Annotated in this window: 10 protein-coding genes; 3 read left to right on the top strand and 7 right to left on the bottom strand. The window is 67.1% G+C overall.

Translation table 11 applies throughout. From position 1 onward, the window contains the following. The first annotated feature begins 101 nt into the window (after positions 1-101). The gene (locus EB75_RS00185; RefSeq protein WP_073693480.1) at positions 102-1166 is read left to right on the top strand and encodes a ferredoxin reductase; all 1065 of its coding nucleotides are present in this window, start codon (positions 102-104) and stop codon (positions 1164-1166) included. A gap of 38 nt (positions 1167-1204) precedes the next feature. After that, positions 1205-2350: a fatty acid desaturase family protein gene (locus EB75_RS00180; RefSeq protein ID WP_073693479.1), complete on the top strand. Its 1146-nt coding sequence runs from the start codon at positions 1205-1207 to the stop codon at positions 2348-2350. Here EB75_RS00180 and nei2 read toward each other — a convergent pair. Together nei2 and EB75_RS00170 are read right to left on the bottom strand one after the other, a co-directional pair. Further along, on the bottom strand, positions 2252-3052 hold the full coding sequence (gene nei2, locus EB75_RS00175) for an endonuclease VIII Nei2 (protein WP_073693478.1): 801 nt from the start codon (positions 3050-3052) through the stop codon (positions 2252-2254). The two genes, EB75_RS00180 and nei2, sit on opposite strands and share 99 nt — an antisense overlap. After that, the gene (locus EB75_RS00170; RefSeq protein ID WP_073693477.1) at positions 3052-4023 is read right to left on the bottom strand and encodes an NAD(P)H-dependent flavin oxidoreductase; all 972 of its coding nucleotides are present in this window, start codon (positions 4021-4023) and stop codon (positions 3052-3054) included. The genes nei2 and EB75_RS00170 overlap by 1 nt, the downstream gene beginning before the upstream one ends. Before the next feature lie 90 nt (positions 4024-4113). Between EB75_RS00170 and EB75_RS00165 the strand changes: the two genes are divergently transcribed. Next, positions 4114-5352 (top strand): thiolase family protein, encoded by a 1239-nt coding sequence (locus EB75_RS00165; protein WP_073693476.1) that lies wholly within the window; start codon positions 4114-4116, stop codon positions 5350-5352. A gap of 5 nt (positions 5353-5357) precedes the next feature. Here the strand turns inward: EB75_RS00165 and EB75_RS00160 are convergent, their stop codons facing one another. The 5 genes from EB75_RS00160 to EB75_RS00140 form a co-directional block, all read right to left on the bottom strand. After that, positions 5358-6191: a ChuX/HutX family heme-like substrate-binding protein gene (locus EB75_RS00160; RefSeq protein ID WP_073693475.1), complete on the bottom strand. Its 834-nt coding sequence runs from the start codon at positions 6189-6191 to the stop codon at positions 5358-5360. Next, positions 6181-7923 (bottom strand): sulfite reductase subunit alpha, encoded by a 1743-nt coding sequence (locus EB75_RS00155; RefSeq protein WP_073693474.1) that lies wholly within the window; start codon positions 7921-7923, stop codon positions 6181-6183. Before EB75_RS00155 ends, EB75_RS00160 begins: the two co-directional genes overlap by 11 nt. Beyond that, on the bottom strand, positions 7920-13382 hold the full coding sequence (locus EB75_RS00150; RefSeq protein ID WP_073693473.1) for a glutamate synthase-related protein: 5463 nt from the start codon (positions 13380-13382) through the stop codon (positions 7920-7922). The genes EB75_RS00155 and EB75_RS00150 overlap by 4 nt, the downstream gene beginning before the upstream one ends. 282 nt (positions 13383-13664) lie before the next feature. Continuing rightward, positions 13665-18146 (bottom strand): ATP-dependent helicase, encoded by a 4482-nt coding sequence (locus tag EB75_RS00145; protein ID WP_073693472.1) that lies wholly within the window; start codon positions 18144-18146, stop codon positions 13665-13667. Between the two features lie 91 nt (positions 18147-18237). Then, the gene (locus EB75_RS00140) at positions 18238-19026 is read right to left on the bottom strand and encodes an SDR family oxidoreductase (RefSeq protein WP_073693471.1); all 789 of its coding nucleotides are present in this window, start codon (positions 19024-19026) and stop codon (positions 18238-18240) included. Between the last annotated feature and the right edge of the window lie 13 nt (positions 19027-19039).

Here is a 19039-nt window from a genome sequence, read left to right as displayed (position 1 = left end):
TTGTGTATGGCGAATGCATACGGATGTTCACTGTGTGATCCCAGCAACAACCTGCGGTTTAGGTCTTGACGCGAACGCTTGGAGTCGGTCACTGTGTACACATGTTCACCGAAACTTTGAGCCGCCGAGTACGGCGCTCCGCCCTGGTTGGCATCCTCACCGGCCCGCACGGCGTGGACCGGTACACCGAGGTTTTCGACCGCACCTGGACCGTCAACGACGCCCGCGCCAAGGTCGTCGCTGTCCGTCGGCAGACGCCCCGCAGCGTCACCCTGACCCTGCAGCCCAATGACGCCTGGACCGGATTCAAAGCCGGCCAGCACATCAACCTGACCGTCGAGATCGACGGCCGTCGCCGCACCCGGTGCTACTCGCCGGCCAACTCCGAAGGCAGCCCGGTCATCGAGCTGACCGTCGGCCTGCACGACGGCGGCCTGGTCTCCACCCATCTGTTCGAGAACGCCGAGCCCGGCATGGTCGTGCACCTCGACTCTGTCGGTGGTGACTTCACTCTTCCGGGCGGCCCGCCCGATACGCGGCCCCGGCGCATCCTGCTGGTCTCCGGCGGCAGCGGCATCACCCCGGTGCTGTCCATGCTGCGCACCCTGCGCGAGGAGAACTTCGACGGCGAGGTCGCCTTCCTCCACTACGCCCGCAACCCCGAAGAGGCCGCGTACGCCACCGAGCTGGCGGCCACCCCGGGTGTGAAGGTCCTGCACAGCTACACCCGCTCCAACCGCGGCGACCTCAGCGGCCACTTCAGCCCGGACCACCTGGCCGCCGCGATGCCCAACCCCGACGCGGTGTTCGTCTGTGGCCCGCCTGCCCTGGTCGACGCCGTCAAGGACCTGCTGCCGGGCGCACAGTCCGAGAGCTTCGTGCCCCCGGTCATCGCCGTCCCGACCGAAGCCTCCGGCGGCAACGTCGCCTTCACCGAAAGCAAGGTCGACGTGGTCGACGACGGCCGCTCCATCCTCGAGCAGGCCGAGGCCGCCGGCCTCAACCCGACCAACGGCTGCCGGATGGGCATCTGCCACACCTGCACCCGCAAGAAGATCAGCGGCCCCGTGAAAAACCTGATCACCGGCGCCGTATCGACCGCCCCCGACGAAAACATCGAAATCTGCGTGACCGCCCCGTACGGCGACGTCGAGATCGACCTCTAGACCACCCCACCAGCCCACACGCACAAAGGAGGCGAACCATGGCTCAACGTCCCGCCCCCATGACCCCCGAGCAGTTCGACGAGTTCGGCCGCGCGCTCGACGCCATCCGCGAACGCCACCTCGCCGACCTCGGCGACCGCGACTCGGACTACATCCGCAACATCATCGCCATGCAGCGCAAGCTGGAGATCGGTGGCCGCGCGCTGCTGTTCCTGCCCCCGGCCTGGCCCGTCGGCACTGTGATGCTGGGCCTGTCGAAAATCCTGGACAACATGGAGATCGGCCACAACGTCATGCACGGCCAGTACGACTGGATGGGCGACCCGGCGCTGCGCGGCCAGAACTTCGAATGGGATTCGGCCTGCCCGTCCAACCAGTGGCGGCACTCGCACAACTACATGCACCACACCTACACCAACATCGTCGACATGGACCGCGACATCGGCTACGGCATCCTGCGCATGAGCGAGGACCAGAAGTGGAGCCCGTACTACCTGGGCAACCCGGTCTACGCCTTCCTGCTGATGGTGTTCTTCCAGTACGGCGTCGCGCTGCACGAACTGGAGACCGAGCGCATCCGCACCGGCGAGATCAAGCTGCGGGACAAGAAGGACATGCTGCGTGAGATGTGGGCGAAGGTCCGCAAGCAGACCGTCAAGGACTACGTGGCCTTCCCGCTGCTGGCCGGCCCGTTCCTGCCGTTCGTGTTCGCCGGCAACATGACCGCGAACCTGATGCGCAACGTGTGGTCGTACGTGATCATCTTCTGCGGTCACTTCCCCGAGGGCACCCACGAGTTCACCATCGAGGAGACCAAGAGCGAGACCCGCGGCCAGTGGTACTACCGCCAGCTGCTGGGTTCGGCGAACCTGTCCGGTGGCAAGTGGTTCCACATCTTCAGCGGCAACCTGTCGTTCCAGATCGAGCACCACCTGTTCCCCGACATCCCGGCGCACCGCTACGCGGAAATCTCGCCGGAGGTCAAGGCACTGTGCGAGAAGTACGACCTGCCCTACAACACGGGCCCGATCCACAAGCAGTTCTTCTCGGTGGTCAAGAAGATCTGCCGCCTGGCTCTGCCGGACTCATGGCTGACAAAGCGGGCACCAGAAGGTGATCCGGTCCGTGAGGTTGTCGAGGTGGCCGACGACGTCGAGGTTCTCGTGCCGGTCCCGGTCGCCTGATTCGATCAGCGTCCCGCACCTGCGACATGCCTGCCCGGCCCGGCCGTACACCCAGAGTTGACGGCCGGGTCGGGTATCGCCCGTTGTAGTGCGGTTCCATCGGTTTCTGTTCAACCACAACATGTCCCGGGCCCGCTGCGCCAGCCGCAGCGGGTCTTTCACTGTGCTGACCGGGGCCGTCGGGCGGCGCCCGACGATGAAGCACAGCTCATTGGCGTAGACGTTGCCGACGCCCGCCAGGTTGCGCTGGTCGAGTAGTGCTGCGTGCAGCGGTCGTTCGGGGTCCTGGGTGAGGTTGGCCGCCGCTCTGTGTGGATCCCATTCCGGGCCAAGGAGATCCGGTCCGAGATGTTTGACGGGTTCTTCGTCGTGGTCCCGTTGGAGGACTTCCAGAGTGCCGAGCTCGGTGCCTATCGCCTGAAGGTCATTCGTTTCCAGGATGATTCGTGTCTTGTGGTCGGGTCGGCGAGGCCGGGTGTTGACCTGCCACTTGCCCTCCATCTTGAGGTGCGAGTGGATGCTGGCCGCCGCGGTGCGGATGAACAGGTGCTTGCCACGGCTGATGACCTCGTCGACCGTCTGGCCGGTGAGGTCGACGGTGGCGAACTTCGGCACGCGAATGTCGCACCGGGTCAGCGTCTTTCCCTGCAGCGCCTCGTGGAGGATCGCTGCGGTGTGAAAGACGGTGTCGCCTTCGGGCATCAGCGGATGTGGGCGGTGGCTCGGGTGAGCGCCTGTTCGGCGTCGTGGGCGATCTTCTGGACCAGCGGAGCGGCCAGCTCCAGCTCGTCGATCAGGTCGAGGGCCTCGCCGGCCCAGATCGGCACGTAGTCCATATCCATCTTGGCCGCCCGGTCACGGAACTCCTGTTGTGCCTTGAGATCTGCGTCGAGCTCGGCGTCGCGGTCCTGCCACTCGTCGGTGAAGACGCTGCGCAACGTGCGCGCCGGATACCGGGCCGGCCAACGCGTTTCGATCGGCCGCGAGGCGATGTCGATGGCGCGGCCGGTGGTGGTGTCTTCCGCCGTCGCCTTCAGCATGGCCTTCGACTCAGCGGCGCTGAGCAGGGACTCGTGGGTGGCTTCGAATCGCGTGCCGATCATGGCACCCGCGGCACCGAGCGCAAGTGCGGCGGCGAGACCGCGGCCGTCGCCGATACCGCCCGCCGCGAGTACCGGGGTGTCGTGTGCCAGGTCGACGACGGCGGGGACGAACGGCAGCGTGGAGCGGCCGCCGTGATGGCCACCGGCCTCCCGGCCCTGCGCGACGAGTACCTGGACTCCGGCGTCGAGCGCCTGCTTGGCCTCATCGAGGCTGTGCACCTGGGACAGCAGCGGGATGCCGGCGTCGTGGATGGCCTTGGCGAAGGGGGCGGGGTCGCCGAACGACAAGATGATGGCGGCGGGCTGCTGCGCGATCACCCAATCGATGATCTCCCGGTTCACCGCCCAGGTGAGTAGGCCGACGCCCCAGGGCTTTTCGGTGCCCTCCTTGGCCAACCGGCATTCGGTGGCGAGCATCGTGAGGTCGCCGCGGCCGCCGCCGATCAGGCCCAGCCCGCCGCCCTCCGATACCGCGGCCGCCAGCCGGCCACCGGATACGTCGCCCATCGGAGCCAGCACTATCGGGTGGTCGATGCCGAACAACTCGGTCAGCGGGGTGTGCAGCGCCATGGCTTCACTCTAGGACTCGGTCGCGGCCGCTTCTGGTCGCGATGTGTCGTCAGCGGTACGCTCGGCTCGACATCGAGCGGGAGACGGTTGATGACAGAAGCATTTGTGCTTGGTGGTGTCCGCACGCCATTTGCGCGGTACGGCAGTTCGCTGTCGCACATCCGCACCGACGACCTCCTCGGGATGACGATGAAGGGCGCGTGCGAACGCGTCGGCGTCGATCTCGGAGCCATCGAGGACATCGTCGCTGGTTGTGTGAATCCCGCGCACGAGGGGATGGGCGACGTCGCGCGCTGGGCGGCGCTCGCCGCCGGATTTCCCGACACCGTCGCCGGGACGACGATCAACAGGTTCTGCGGGTCGTCACTGAGCGCCACGATCAACGTCGCGCACGCAATCCGGGCCGGCGATCTGGGCGTGGGGATGGCCTGCGGCGTCGAGTCGATGTCGCGATCGGGCTGGGCCTACATGAAAGGCGACGCGCCGTTCGCGCCGCGCGGGCCGGTCATCCTGCTCGACACCATGTGGGCCGGTGCCGGCGGCCCGCCCAACCCCGCGCTGCTGGCGCGCAACGCGTACATCAGCATGATCGAGACCGCGCAAAAGGTCGCCGATCGCTACGGTCTGACGCGCGAGGAGATCGACGCCTTCGCGCTGCGAACGCAGCGAAATGCCAAGGCGGCGCGTGATTCCGGGCGTCTCGCCAAGGAGATCATGCCTGTCGAGATCGCCGCGACGAAGAAGTCACCGGCGCGGCTGTTCGAGCACGACGAGTTCATCCGCGACGAGACCACTGCCGAGCAGCTGGCGGCGCTGCGCCCGCAGCCGGGCACCACCCAGATGACGGCGGCCAACTCGACACCGCTCACCGATGGCGCCAGCGCACTGGTGCTGGCATCGGGGGAGCGCGCGGCGGAACTCGGCGTCGAGCCGTTGGCGCGGGTGGTGTCCTCGGCGGTGTATGGAATCGATCCGCTGTTCATGGGTCTCGCGCCGGCGTGGGCGCTACCTCTCGCGATCAAGCGTGCCGGGCTGACGCCGGAACAGATCGACGTCTGGGAAGTCCACGAGGCGTTCAGTGCGCAGGCCCTCGGGGTGTTGCGGGAGCTGCCGAATCAGCTCGACGGGTTCGTCGTTCCCGACGAGAAGCTCACACCCAACGGCGGTGCCGTCGCGATCGGCCATCCCTTCGGTGCCACGGGTGCCCGGTACGTCCTGACCCTGGCCACCGAACTGCGCGAGCGCAACGCCCGGTACGGAGCCATCGGAGTCTGTGTCGGCTCGGGTCAGGGCGTCGCGATTGTGATCGAAAACCCTTCTGCGGTCTGAGCTTTCTAGTCCGCGCAGGTCGGCAACGATGCCACCAGGGCTTCCCAGGTTTTCTGGACGCGCTCGCACACGGCTCCGGTCTGGGTCAGAACCGTCACGCAGTGGCGGCTGTGGTCGTACAGCTCGATCGCTGACGTCGGCCCGGAGATTCCATGCGCGCGGGTCACCCAGCATTCCGAAAGCTGCACGGGATCAACGGCATATCGTGCTGCTCCGAATATCACCGCGAAATGTTGGTTCGCCGCATCTGCCATCAACGCCCGGCCGCGGTGTAGCTGCACACACCCGCCGCCGCGCACAGCGACCGTGAAATCCAGCCCCTCGGATACCAGGTACGCCAAGAGGTGGGGAACCACTGCAAGAACAATCCGCCGGGCGCCCTGAAACGGGAGCACCTGGTAGCGCGCCTGTGACAGATCGTCGAGATGGTCGAGTTGATCGGTGTCGTCCCAGTTCACAGCACCCCAGTCGACCGGCGAGGCAGGCTCCGATGCATCGACCGGTGCAGCCGAGAGTGCCTCCACCACAAGCTGGTCCGTCAACGGTGTCAGGTAGGCGCGGTGCGTGCCGAAGTCGTCGAGCAGTGTCAGTGCCCGCGACGTCCGGTACCCGACCACACTGGGCGAAATCCGTAGCGCGATCCGATCCTCGTCGTACACGAGCGCTTCACCGGGGTGCGCGACCGCGCCGTATTCGCCCGTATGCGACAGCAGCGCAGCATCATTGGCGGTCACCGTGACTACCGTGCCCAGCGCGGGCAGCGCTTCGGACAGTGCGCGGCTGCCGGCCGCAAGCCGTTGTGCGTGGCAGTTGGGGCAACGTCGGCCGTCAGTACACATCGCGCACGTACCGTTTCTCGCGTTTGAGTTCGTTGACGTACTCGGTAGCGGCGTCATGATCCAGCCCGCCGTGTTCGGCGACCACATCGTGCAGTGCCTGGTCGACATCTTTGGCCATCCGTAACGCGTCGCCACAGACGTAGAAGTGGCCACCGTCCTGGAGCCAGCCGAACAGTTCTTTGCCGTTTTTGCGCATCCGGTGCTGCACATAGATCTTCTCGCTCTGATCGCGCGAGAATGCCAGGTCCAGCCGGTCCAGCAGGCCGGAGGCCTGCCACGCCGTCAGTTCGTCTTCGTAGACGAAGTCGTCTGCGCGATGCTGGTCGCCGAAGAACAGCCAGTTGCGGCCGCCGGCACCGCGCTTTTCGCGTTCTTGCAGGAACGCCCGGAATGGTGCGATGCCGGTGCCCGGACCGACCATGATCATCGGCACGTCGTTATCGGCCGGCACCCGGAACGACTTGTTCGGTTGCAGAAAGATTTTCGCCGACTCGCTGCGGTCGGCCAGGAACGTCGAGCACACGCCGCCGCGCATGCGCCCACCCATTTCGTAGCGCACGCTGGCCACCGTCAGGTGAATCCGATCAGGATGCGCGAGCGCACTCGATGAGATCGAATATGCCCGGTGCTGAAGGGGTTTGAGCAATCCGACGAATTCTTCGACGCTCAGGTCGTCGCCGGCGATGCGCAGCACGTCGAGGATGTCCTTACCCCACAGCCAGCGGTCCAGTCTCTCCTTCACGCCGCCGCGCAGCACGTGCGACAGTTCTTCGTTCTCGGCGCGGCTTTCCACCTCGCCGAGCAAATCCTTTGATGGAGCACTGATTTCGTAGCGATTCCCAAGGAGCTCGCTCAGCGGCTCGCCGTCGACCATCGTGTCGACGGACACCCGGAAATGTTCGGCGATGGCCTCCACCAGGGCAGGATTGTTCTGCGGCAGCACGGCCAGCGCGTCACCGGCCTCGTATTCGATACCGCTGTCCGCCAAGGCGAATTCGTAATGCCGGATCTCCTTGTCCGAGCCCGAGCCCGACAGCAGGCGGTTGACCGCCAGCCCCGCGACGAACGGGTTCTTCCGCGTCCATCCGGAGCGCGCGACCGCGCTGGGCGGAGGCGCCGACGGCCGCCCACTGGCACCGGACGTCGGCACCAGCGCCATCAGTGCACTCTGAATCCAGTCGGCGGCCTGTGCCTCGTAGTCGACGTCGCAGTCGGTGCGCGGGACGACGCGGGACGCGCCGAGTTGCTCCAGGCGCATGTCGAACAGCTTGCCGGCCTGGCAGAAGCCGTCATAGCCGGTGTCGCCGAGGGCCAGCACACCGAACGAGACACCCTCCAGCCGCGGCGCCGTCGACGCCGACAGGGCCTCCCAGAACAATTCGGCATTGTCGGGCATCTCGCCCTCGCCATAGGTCGAGGTGACGATCAGCACGAACTTCAGGCCGGCGAACTCGCCCAGTTCGATCTCGTCGAGTCCGCTGACCTTGACGTCGAAACCCTGCGACTTGGCCGCTGCCGCAGCATCATTCGCGACACCCTCGGCGTTGCCCGTCTGGGTGCCGTACAGGATACGCAGCTGCGGAAGCGAGGCCGGTTGGTCACCGACGACCACGGGCGGCGGGGCAGCGACATTGATCGCCAGCCGGGAATGCAGACCGGCCAGGAAGCCGGAGATCCAGGCACGCTGGTCCTCGTTGAACGGGGCGTCTTCGGGAATGTAGGCGATCTTCACTGTGCGCCCTCCAGGGAATCGAACGAGGCGGCGACATCCGGAACAGATTGTGCGGCAAACAGTTCCTCGAAGGACGGCAGTCGGCCGATCTTCTCGATGTTCTTCGCATCCTGGTACAGGATCCAGCCGTAGGTGCCGGGACTGTCCATGGACAGCACGTTGCGTTGGGCCAGCGCCTCCTTGTAGTCGTTGATCCGTTTGTTGGCGACGAACACCGCGAGGTCCTCGTCGCTGAACCCGTCGATGGCCTCGCGGGCGTAGCGCTGCAGCTTCTGGATGAGGAAGAAGTCCTCAGTGAGTACCAGGTTGCGCACGGTCTTTCCGATCCGTGCATCGGTCACTTCGGTCACCCCGGGGGTGCGGGACATGGCGAGTTGCTGCGCCATGTTCAGCACCGTGTAGGTGTTCAGCAGCGCGTACATCTCCTCGGTGTCGGTATCGCCGTACCCGGGCACCGCACCGCCGAGCACTGTTTCGTTGTTGCGGTAGGAACGCTTGAATTTGGCCACCTGGTGGCCGGCCAGCGCCGAGGCCAGCTCGTCGAGCAGTTCCTTGCGGGTCTTGGCCGCCAGGATCGCGTCGGCGTCCTGGTACTGCAGCAGCGCTCGCGGCATGGCGTACACCACGTGCCGGCGGGTGACGTGCCAATCATCCAGCAGCTGCCGCGCTTTCGCCGAACCTGTGGCCTCCAGATGCCACTGCAGCAGTGTGAGTGCCGCCGCTTCGTGGAACGGTGCCTCCGATATCGGGGCGACGACCACCGAGTCGGTACTGACCTTCGAGGGCAGCTCGCCGTCGGGGTCGTACTGGTACAGGAATCCGCCGCTCATGCCGTTGGCGACACCCTTGCCGAACTCGCCGATGTTGAACACCGCGCCGTTGGTCATGTACTCGCAGAGGAATTCGCCGACGCCTTCGACCACTGCGGTGGCGCCGGAGTTCCGCACCGCGAACCGGTCACCAGCCTCACCCGCGACGAACAGCCGGCCGCCCGATGCTCCGAACAGGACGAAGTTACCGATCAGCACATTGCCACCGGGCTCGTCCGATCCGCCGCCGGGGGACAGCACCGCAATGGTGCCGCCACAGGCGCTCTTGCCGACGCCGTCGTTGCAGGTTCCGGTGTGCGTCAACAGCATTCCGTCATTGCAGAACGCGCCGTAGCTCTGTCCGGCCGATCCCGATGTGGTGATGATGACGCTGTCCGGCTTCAGGAAGCGGCGGCCGCGATCGTCGGTCGCCACCGCCGGACCGTCGGCACCCTCGTGGTTGAGCATGCGTTCGATGTCAATGGCCAACTGTCCGCCGACGCTCTTGTTCCGGTTGCACAGCGTCACCGGTTCCATCGCCACGCCCGCCAGGTCGAGCTGGGCCAGGAACGCGTCGTCGACGGAGTAGTCCCGTTCCATGTAGATCGGGTCTTCGGGGACGAAACCCTCTGCGGGGGCGAGCATTGCCCGCAGATCAAGTCGGCCGATACTCGACGGGTGATCCAGCAGGTGCAGCAGGTCGCTGCGGCCGCGGGCATGCTGCAATGACGGCAGACCGAGGGTGGCGAGAATTTCGCGGACTTCATGGGAGATGTTGAGCAGATACTGCGCCAAGGCACGAGGATCGCCCTCGAACGCCTCGGCGTTGGTGGTCAGGCCTGCCGGGCATTTGATATTGCAGTTCTTCGCCATGACGCACTTGAGCATCATCAGGGCGGTGGTGCCGAACTCGTAGCTGTCCGCTCCGAGTAGCGCCGATTTGACCACGTCACTGGCGGTTTGGTGCGCGCCTGAACATCGCAGGACGACTTTCTGCCGAATCCCGTTGGCCACCAGGGCCTGATGCACTTCGGCAACGCCGATCTCCGCCGAGCGACCCGCGTACTTGAGGCTCGTGACGGCGGCCGCGCCGGTGCCACCGGTGTTGCCGGCCACATTGATGACGTCGGCGCCGGCCTTGGCGACACCGGCGGCGATGATTCCGATGCCTTCGCTCGACACCAGCTTGACGATCACCCGCACCCGTGCGGCCTTGCAGTCGTGGATCAGCTGCGCCAGGTCCTCGATCGAATAGGTGTCGTGGTGCGGCGGCGGCGATACCAGCTCGACGCCCGGGGTGCCGCCACGCGCGGCGGCGATCTGCACCGTCACCTTGGGTGCCGGGAGTTGGCCGCCCTCACCGGGTTTGGCGCCCTGCCCGATCTTGATCTCCAGCTCACGCAACATCGGATCGGCCAAGTAGCCGGCCCATATCCCGAACCGGCCCGATGCGAACTGCTTGATGCGCGAGCCGCGGATGGTGCCGTAGCGGCTGATGTGCTCGCCGCCTTCGCCGCAGTTCGACAAGCCACCCACCATGTTGGTGCCGTGCGCGACGGCCTCGTGGGCGTTCGCCACCAGCGCACCGTGACTCATGGCGCCGGAGGTGAGCGTTGCCGCGATCTCGTCGGCCGGCTGCACCGAGTCCAGCGGAATCGCTGCCGGTGCGGTCAGGGTCATTCCCAGGAAATGCCTGGCACGCGCACGAGCGACGAGCCGCAGCCGGTCGTCGGTGACCCGGTAGTCGATGATCTCGTCACCGAACCGCTGAATCAGCGAGTCCGCGAGTGCCTGCAGCCGCTCCGGTGAGGAGTGACTCAGCCGCAGCGTGAACTCGTCTCCCACCCGGTCCACCGTCAGCCCGCGCACCAGGTAGGAGTTGTTACCGAAGCGCGCGAATTTACCCATCTCCGAACGAAATTCGTCGGCCGTGGTGGCGAACGTGACATCGGCGGGGAACGCCAGCACGTCACGCAGGGCCGCGGGCCGGCGGGCACGTTCGGCGGTCATGGCGAACACGAAGTTGCGGTAGCCGGGAGTGATGTCGAAGCTGTTGATATCTCGCGGCGTCAGTTCCGCGAAACTGTTGTTGCGGTACGCCTCGTCGTTCAGACCGAAGGCACCTTCGAGTTGGTTCAAGGGCAGCGTCCGCAGGAACAGCGGGTCGGCCATCTCTGGATTCTTGGGCCGAGCGTCGTCGCTGAACGAGATGGTTTCCTCGGTCATGTCGACGAATCCCCGCACGGCCGTGGTGCCGTAGGAGTGGCCCGCACCTTCCGCGCGTTCTTTGAACAGACCGAGTAGTGGTACGTCCTTTTCGGTCTCGACCTGGAGTGCGCGGGCATGCCATTCGGCCGACGTATCGGACAGCGTGCGGAAGCCGACGCCGCCGACGACGGCGGTGACGTTCGGAAAGTACTTGCGCAGCACCGGGCCTGCGGTGTCGAGGTAGTTGGGCTCGAAGAACTCGCCGCCGATGTAGCTTTCGACGGTGCACAGGCCGACGCGGCCCATGGTCTTCATCAACGACTTTTCCGCGGCCTTGGCGAACCGCTTGTAGGCGGCGGCAACCGATTGCTCGTCGGGCCCGAACTTCTCCTCGGCGCGCATCTGCACCGTCAGCGGATATACCGCGGATGCACCGAACCCGAGCACCGTCGCGATGTGATGCGAGGACGCCAGCTGCCCGCTCTCGGCGATCAGCGACACCCGCAACCGCAGGCCTTCTTCGATGAGCCGCTGATTGATCGCCGATACCACGATGGTGAGGGGCATCGGTGCGCGGACACTTTCGACGTGGCGGTCGGAGATGATGGCGATGCCGCCCGACTCGCGCGCGAACGCCTCGACCTCATCGCAGAGCTTGTCGATGGAATGCACCAGGACCTCGGAGTTGTACGGTCCGCCTTCCAAGTCGACCCGGTACCGCATGCCGAATATCCGCACCGGGGTGTGGGTCTGGTCGCGGATCATCAACATGTCCAGGTGGGACAGGATCGGCGACGGGATGACGATTTGCGGCGCCGGCGTGCCGCCGCTACCCGGCTTGGCGCCGAGTGCCACCCGCAGCGTCATTCCGTCGGCCTCGCGAATGCTGTCCAGCGGTGGATTGGTGACCTGAGCGAACCGCTGCGAGAAATAGCGGGCAATGCCGCCCTCGTGGTTGGACAGCGCGTTGATCGCCGCGCCGTAACCCATCGCCGAGATCTTCTCCTGCCCGGTGGCCAGCATCGGGTCCATCAGGAACTTGAAATCTTCTTGGCTCATGGAATATGCGACGTAGCGCTGATAGCGGTTCAGGTCGCCGTTGTAGCGGGCGGGGGAGAGTTGACTTTCCGCCGGCACGGCGGGCAGGTCGGCGAGGTTGACCCGGGCCTGCGCCAGCATTGCGGGGTAATCATGCTGTGCGGCAAGCATTTCCAGGGCTTCGGTGGAGCCGTACGACCGCTGCTCTTCATGGTCGTAGTACAGCATTCCGCCGGCTTCGATCCGGCCCCGTTTGATCACCTCCTCCGGCGGGAAGTACACCTGTCCGGCTTCGGACATCACGCCGAGATAGTCGGCCGTCTCCACGGTGCGTAGCGGACGCAACCCCAAGCGGTCGAGGCGGGCGCCGATGAATCTGTCGTCGCCGAAGATCAGCGCGGCGGGACCGTCGTTCTTCTCCTCGTAGAGGCTGAAGTACTCGAGCATGGCCCGGACTTCGGGTGAGAGGGTGGTGTCGTTCTCCCACGCCGGCGGCATCATGGCGACGACGGCGGTGACGAGGTCCAGTTCGTCCTCGAGCACCCGGTGCTGCAGCGTCTGGTCCAGCCGGCAGCTGTCCGACTGTCCGGCGGGGCGGATGATGGCGCGGTTGTGCGCCCGTGCCATCGCGTTGTCGGAGAGCCGGTTCTTCTTGTCGGTGTTGAGCTCGCCGTTGTGCGCCATCAACCGGAACGGCTGGGCCATGGTGGCATTGGGCGCCGTGTTGGTGGAGAAGCGGGTGTGGAAGAACATCGAGTGCACCTCCATCCGCGGATCGGACAGATCGCGGAAGTACGGCACCACTTCGTTCGAATTGAGACGGCCCTTGAGCACCTGCGTGCGCGCACTCAGGGAGAGCGGGTACAGGCCGAGTAGCTCCGGCCGGGTGTAGGCAATGGCCTCGATGGCCATGAGGGCGTCGTGAATCTTGCGATCCGAATCCGACAGGAACACCCATTGCCGGATGGGTAGCTGATACTTCGTCGCGGCGGCCCTGATTGCGGAATCGTCCACGGGGACATCCCGCTTGAGCAGAATGTCGAAACCTTGGTCGAGGAGCGCCTTCTCGATAACCGCCTCGGCCTCGTCATGGTGGGCGGGATCATTCGGCAGAAAGAAGTTGCCCACGCCGAACTGGCCGAGGCGTAGATCGGGGCGGCCGGTGAGCTCGGAGAAGAATCGCAGTGACAGATCGAGGTTGACGCCCGCGCCGTCGCCCACGCCTTCGGAGGACATGCCACCGCGGTGCGGTACGGCGCACAACGCCTCGTGAAGTTTGCGGATGACGTCGTGGGTCTGGACGCCGTCCTTCCGGGTCAAGAATCCGACACCGCAACTGCTCTTGTCCTGATCCGGGTCGTACAGTCCGGGCAATCGCGTCTCCTCAAACCCTTCGTGCCGCATAGCGGCGTGTCCTGTGGGTTCTCGTCATTGAGCGACCCGCCATGGCCGACGCGGCCAGGCCGGCAGCCCACGCGATCAATTAGCTTAGGTCAACCTAACTAGAAGGTCGGCCAGCTGGTGGCGACGCTCGTCACATCGACCGGCGGGTGGGGCGCCGGCCGGTGATTTCCGAGCTCATCGACATCGTAAGCAGTGGATCGGGAGCGTGCAGGCTCTAGCAGATCCGCTTGGTTGCCCGCTGCCAGGAGGACAGCGGCGGCCGTCACCGATGGAGAACCCGGATCAGCGCAGCCGCAAGCCCCGCGGGGTCCGGGAGAATCCGGCGTCGGCCAGCGCGGCGTGGACCTCGGCCTGCGGGGCGTCGGGGGTGGGGGCCAATACCGGCTCTCCGTTGACCTTCTCGATCAACAGCGACTGCAATCGCCCGGTGCTCACCAGCTCTGCCAGCGCACCGGCCGCCGCGCGTTGTTGTTCGGCAGTGGCGCCGAACGACAACAACGACTTTCCGCCCCGCTCCAGGAACCACACCAACTCGCCGTCGACCAACGCCACCAGTGCGCCCGCCTTGCGGCCCGGTCGATGCCCGGCGGCCTCGGGCCACGGCAGGGCCACTCCGTAGGGATTGCCCGGGTCGGTGGCGGCGAGCACGATGGCGGTGTAGTCGGGGCTGCTCTGGTCGACGCCGTCGAGATAAGTGCGCAGCCGGTCCACGGTCGACGCCACCGCGAACTGAGCGCCGCCAAGGGATTCGATGAAATACCCGCGCTGACAGCGGCCGGCTTCCTCGAAGGCCGTCAGGACCTTGTACAACGTGGCGAATCCGCCGGGCAGACCGTCGGCGGCACCGCGCGTGACGACGCCGTAGCGGCCCAGCAGCAGCTCGGCCTGAAAGTGCGCCCGCGTCGTGGATTCCGGTTCGGCGGGCGGTAGGGCCGACCACCGGCCGGCGACCGTCGGGTCGACCGCGCGGGCCTGCGGCCGGGCGACGCTGTAGCGGCTGAGCCGGGGCGGGCGCTGCTGCCGCTGCCGGTGCGATCCACCGGGTTTGCGTCCCGCATTGCCGAGGAGCGCTCGGACCGGGGCGAACGTGTCGCCGGTGACCCAGCCGGCCCAGATCAGTTCCCACAGGGCCTGTTTCGCATCGGAGCTGTCCTCTGCGGCCAGTTGCCGGAAGAAGTAGGCCCCGCCGTTGCTGAGGGTGTCCAGGAGCTCGCGGTGCGCGTCGGTGAACTCGATCTCGGTACCCGGCGCCAGCGACAGCGGCGCGGTGTCGGCCCGGTGGAAGACGACCCAGCCGTCGTTGGCGCCGATCTGGCCGGCACCCGACCAGGTGACCTCACCGGAGGCCAGTAGTTCGTCGAGCATCGCCGGTTGGTAGTCCGACACCCGCTGGCCGAACACGAGCGGCTCGACGGCGGATGCCGGAATCGGCACGCCGGCAAGCTGTTCGATGACCGAGGCCAGGCCGTCGATGCCGCGGGCGTCACCGAACTGCTGCCAGGCCGGCAGGAAGCGCGCGTACGCGGTGGTGCTCACCGGTTCGATCTGGGCCCGCAGCGCAGCCAGTGACCGGCGCCGCAGGATCTTCAGCACCGTGGCGTCGCACCACTGTTGGTCGACGCTGTCCGGCAGATCGGTGAACTCGCCGCGAATGAGCTTGCCGTCCAACACCATCCGGCTCAGAGCATCGGCGGTCACCCGGTGGCCCAGGCCGAACCTGGCGGCGGCCTGGGTCGTCGTGAACGGCCCGTTGGTGCGGGCGTAGCGGCCGAGCAGTTCGCCCAGCGGATCGGATACCGCAGCGGTGAAACTGGCCGGCACGCCGACCGGCACCGCGACGCCGAGACCGTCGCGTAGCAGGCCCATGTCCTCGACGGCGGCCCACCAGCTCTGCCCGGCGAACGTCACCGCCACGGCGCGCTTGGCGGCCTGCAGCGTGGCGCACCAGGCCTCGACATCGCTGGCGGTGCTCCGCTGCCGGAGTTCGTCGGTGGTCAGCGGCCCGAGCAGTCGCAGGAGGTCGGCGATGCCTTCGGCGTCGCGCGCGGCGCGGTCCTCGGTCAGGTGCTGCAGTTGCCGGATGGTGGCTGCCACCACGTCGGGGTCGAGCAGTTCGCGCAGTTCGACGCGACCCAGGAGCTCGGCCAGCAGGGTGGCGTCCAACGACAGTGCGGCAGCCCGACGTTCGGCGAGCGGGCTGTCGCCCTCGTACATGAACGCGCCGACGTAACCGAACAACAGCGAGGCGGCGAACGGCGACGGAGTGGCGGTCTGCACGTCGAGTACCCGGACGCGGCGCTGTGCGACGCGGCGCATCAACTCGATGAGCATCGGGACGTCGTAGACGTCCTGCAGGCATTCCCGCACGGTCTCCAGCACGATGGGGAAATCGGGGTACTTGCGGGCGATGTCCAGCAGCTGGGCGGCCCGTTGCCGCTGATGCCACAGCGGCGACCGTTTGCCGGGATGGCGCCGCGGCAGTAGCAGCGCCCGTGCGGCGCACTCGCGGAAGCGGGAGGCGAACAGCGCCGACCCGCCGACCTCGGCGGTGACGATGGTCTCGATCTCGTCGGCATCGAACACGAAAATGTCTGCGCCGGGCGGGTTTTCGCCGGTATCGGGCAGCCGCAGCACGATGCCGTCGTCAGACGCGGTGGGCTTCTCGTCGATGCCGTACCGCTCCATGATCCGCCGGCCGACCGCAAGCGCCAGCGGCCCGTGCACCCGCAGCCCGTAGGGGGAATGCAGGACGATCCGCCAGTCGCCGAGCTCATCGCGGAACCGTTCCACCACGAACGTGGTGTCGGTGGGCACCGTGCCGGTGGCCTGCCGTTGCTCGTCCAGCAGCTGCCACAGGTTGTCGGTGGCGTAGTCGTTGAAACCCATTGTGCTGCAGTATTCGTCGAACTCGGCGCGCGGCAGCCCGGCGAGCTTCCCGGTGAACGCGCCGATGGCCGCACCCAGCTCAGCGGGACGGCCGACGGCGTCGCCGCGCCAGAACGGCAACCGCGCGGGCTGGCCGGGCGCGGGCAGCACCAGCACCCGGTCGTGGGTGATCTCGGTGATGCGCCAGCTGGTGGCGCCCAGGGAGATGACGTCGCCGGGCCGCGACTCGTAGACCATCTCCTCGTCGAGTTCGCCTACCCGCGAAGGCTTTTCGTCGCCCGTGGCCAGGTAGACGGTGAACATGCCGCGGTCCGGGATCGCACCGCCGGACGTGACGGCCAGCCGTTGCGCGCCGGGCCGGGCCGTGAGGGTGCCGGTGTCCCGGTCGTAGACCAGCCGTGGCCGCAGCTCGGCGAACTCGGTGGAGGGGTACTTGCCTGCCAGCAGGTCCAGCGTCGCTTCGAAGGCGCTGCGCGGCAACGCGGCGAACGGTGCGCTGCGGCGGACGGCGTCGAACCAGCGGTCGGCATCGAGTGGTTCGAGGGCGGCCGCCGCGACGGTGTGCTGGGCCAGCACGTCGAGGGGATTGGTGGGTACCTGCAGGGTCTCGATCTCTCCGGCGCGCATCCGCTGCACGGTGACGGCGCAGTCGATGAGGTCGGTGCGGTGTTTGGGCAGCAGCACGCCCTCGGAGATCTCGCCGACCTGGTGGCCGGCGCGGCCGATGCGCTGCAGACCACTGGCCACCGACGGCGGCGCCTCGACCTGGATGACCAGATCGACGGCGCCCATATCGATGCCGAGTTCCAGGCTGGACGTGGCGACGACGGCCTTGAGCCGCCCGCTCTTGAGGTCGTCCTCGACCTGCGCCCGCGCCTCCTTGCTGACCGAGCCGTGGTGGGCCTTGGCGAGCAGGCTCGGCGCACCGAAGGTTTGCCCGCTGGCCATGATGGTGGCCGGCGCGCCCCCGCCGATCTGTGGGTTGCGTTCGTTCGGTAGCTCGATGCCGGAACGGGCGGCGTGAATCTCGTTGAGCCGGGCCGTGAGCCGTTCGGCCAGCCGCCGGGAGTTGGCGAACACCAGCGACGAATTGTGCGACTCGATCAGGTCGACGATGCGTTCCTCGACGTCGGGCCAGATGGTGCCGCCGTCGAGGTTGGCCATGTCGGGCACCGGTACCTCGACGCTCAGGTCGAAGGTCTTGGTAGCGGGTGGTTTGACGATGGTGGTGGGCGCGGCTCCCGAAAGGAAGCGGGCGACCTCCTCGGGCGGCTTGACGGTCGCGGACAGGCCGATGCGTTGCGCCGGCTTGTCCAGCAGCTCGTCGAGACGTTCCAGTGACAGGGCCAGGTGCGCACCGCGTTTGGTGGCCGCGACGGCGTGTACCTCGTCGACGATGACGGTCCGCACCGTCGCCAGTGTCTCCCGCGCAGCCGACGTCAGCATCAGGAACAGCGACTCGGGTGTGGTGATCAGGATGTCCGGCGGCGTCGCGATCAGCTGGCGCCGCTGCGCCGGAGAGGTGTCACCCGACCGCACGCCGACGGTGATCTTGGGCGCCGGTGCGCCCACCCGCTCGGCCACCCGGGTGATGCCGGTGAGCGGCGTGGACAGGTTGCGTTCGACGTCGACCGCGAGGGCCTTCAGCGGCGAGACGTAGAGCACGCGGGTGCCCTTGCCGTCAGGCTCCTGCGCCAGCTGGTCGATGGCCCAGAGAAACGCGGCCAGCGTCTTGCCAGACCCGGTCGGGGCGATGACCAGCGTGTTGTGGCCGTCGGCGATGGCCTGCCAGGCCTGCTCCTGGGCCGGGGTGGGCGTGTTGAAGGCAGCCGCGAACCACTCCCGGGTCAGGTCACTGAACCTGTCGAGTGGATTCACGTGTCCATACTGCCCGGCGGGTCTGACATGCCCGAGGGATTTGTGCACGAAAATCCGCGGTCAGCGCGGAAAATCGTGCACAAATCGCAGGTCAGAGGGTCCGCTGGTAGCGCCGCATGCCGGCGAGCCAGCGGTCGTAGTCGGCACCCTTGTGGCGGTACATCTCCAGCACCTCGGGGTGCGGGAGGACCAGGAACGTGCCGTCCTGTATGGCCTGGAGGACGAGGGCCGCGACATCATCGGGCCCGACGACGTTGCCCGCGTGGGTCACGGCGTTGCCGGCCACCCGGATCGCGGCGTCGGCGGAGTCGGTCATGCCGCGCAGCAGGGGCGTGTCGACGCCCATCGGGCAGACGCAGCTGACGCCGATGCCCTGGTCGCCGTAGGTGATGGTCAGCCACTCCGCGAACCCGACGGCGGCGTGCTTGGTGACGCTGTACCCGGCCGCGCCGAGCTGGGTGAGCAGGCCGGCGGCCGAGGCCACCGCGACGAAATGCCCGCCGCCGCGCTCAACCCATTCGGGCACAACGGCTTTCGCGGCCCGGATGTGCGCGCGCAGGTTGATGTCGATGATGCGGTCCCAGGCGGCTTCGTCGTCGCCCAGCCCGGGTTCGCCGGTGATGCCGGCGTTGGCGACGTAGATGTCGACGGGTCCGTACGCCGCGCGGGCGGCGTCGAGCAGCGTCGCGATGCCGTCGACCGACGACGCGTCGGCGCCGATGCCGACACCGCCGTAGCCCGCGGCCGTCTCGGCGGCGGCTTCGGCATTGATGTCGCCGGCCACGACCGCCGCGCCCGCGGCGGCCAGTGCCGTCGCGATGGACCTGCCGATGCCCGAGCCCGCGCCGGTGACGACAGCCACCGCACCTTCGATCTTCACGGGCTCATGTCTA

Origin of the sequence: Mycobacterium sp. ST-F2, from assembly GCF_001905655.1 — a bacterium.
Lineage (GTDB): Bacteria > Actinomycetota > Actinomycetes > Mycobacteriales > Mycobacteriaceae > Mycobacterium.
This window is presented reverse-complemented; position numbering and strand designations above follow the sequence as displayed.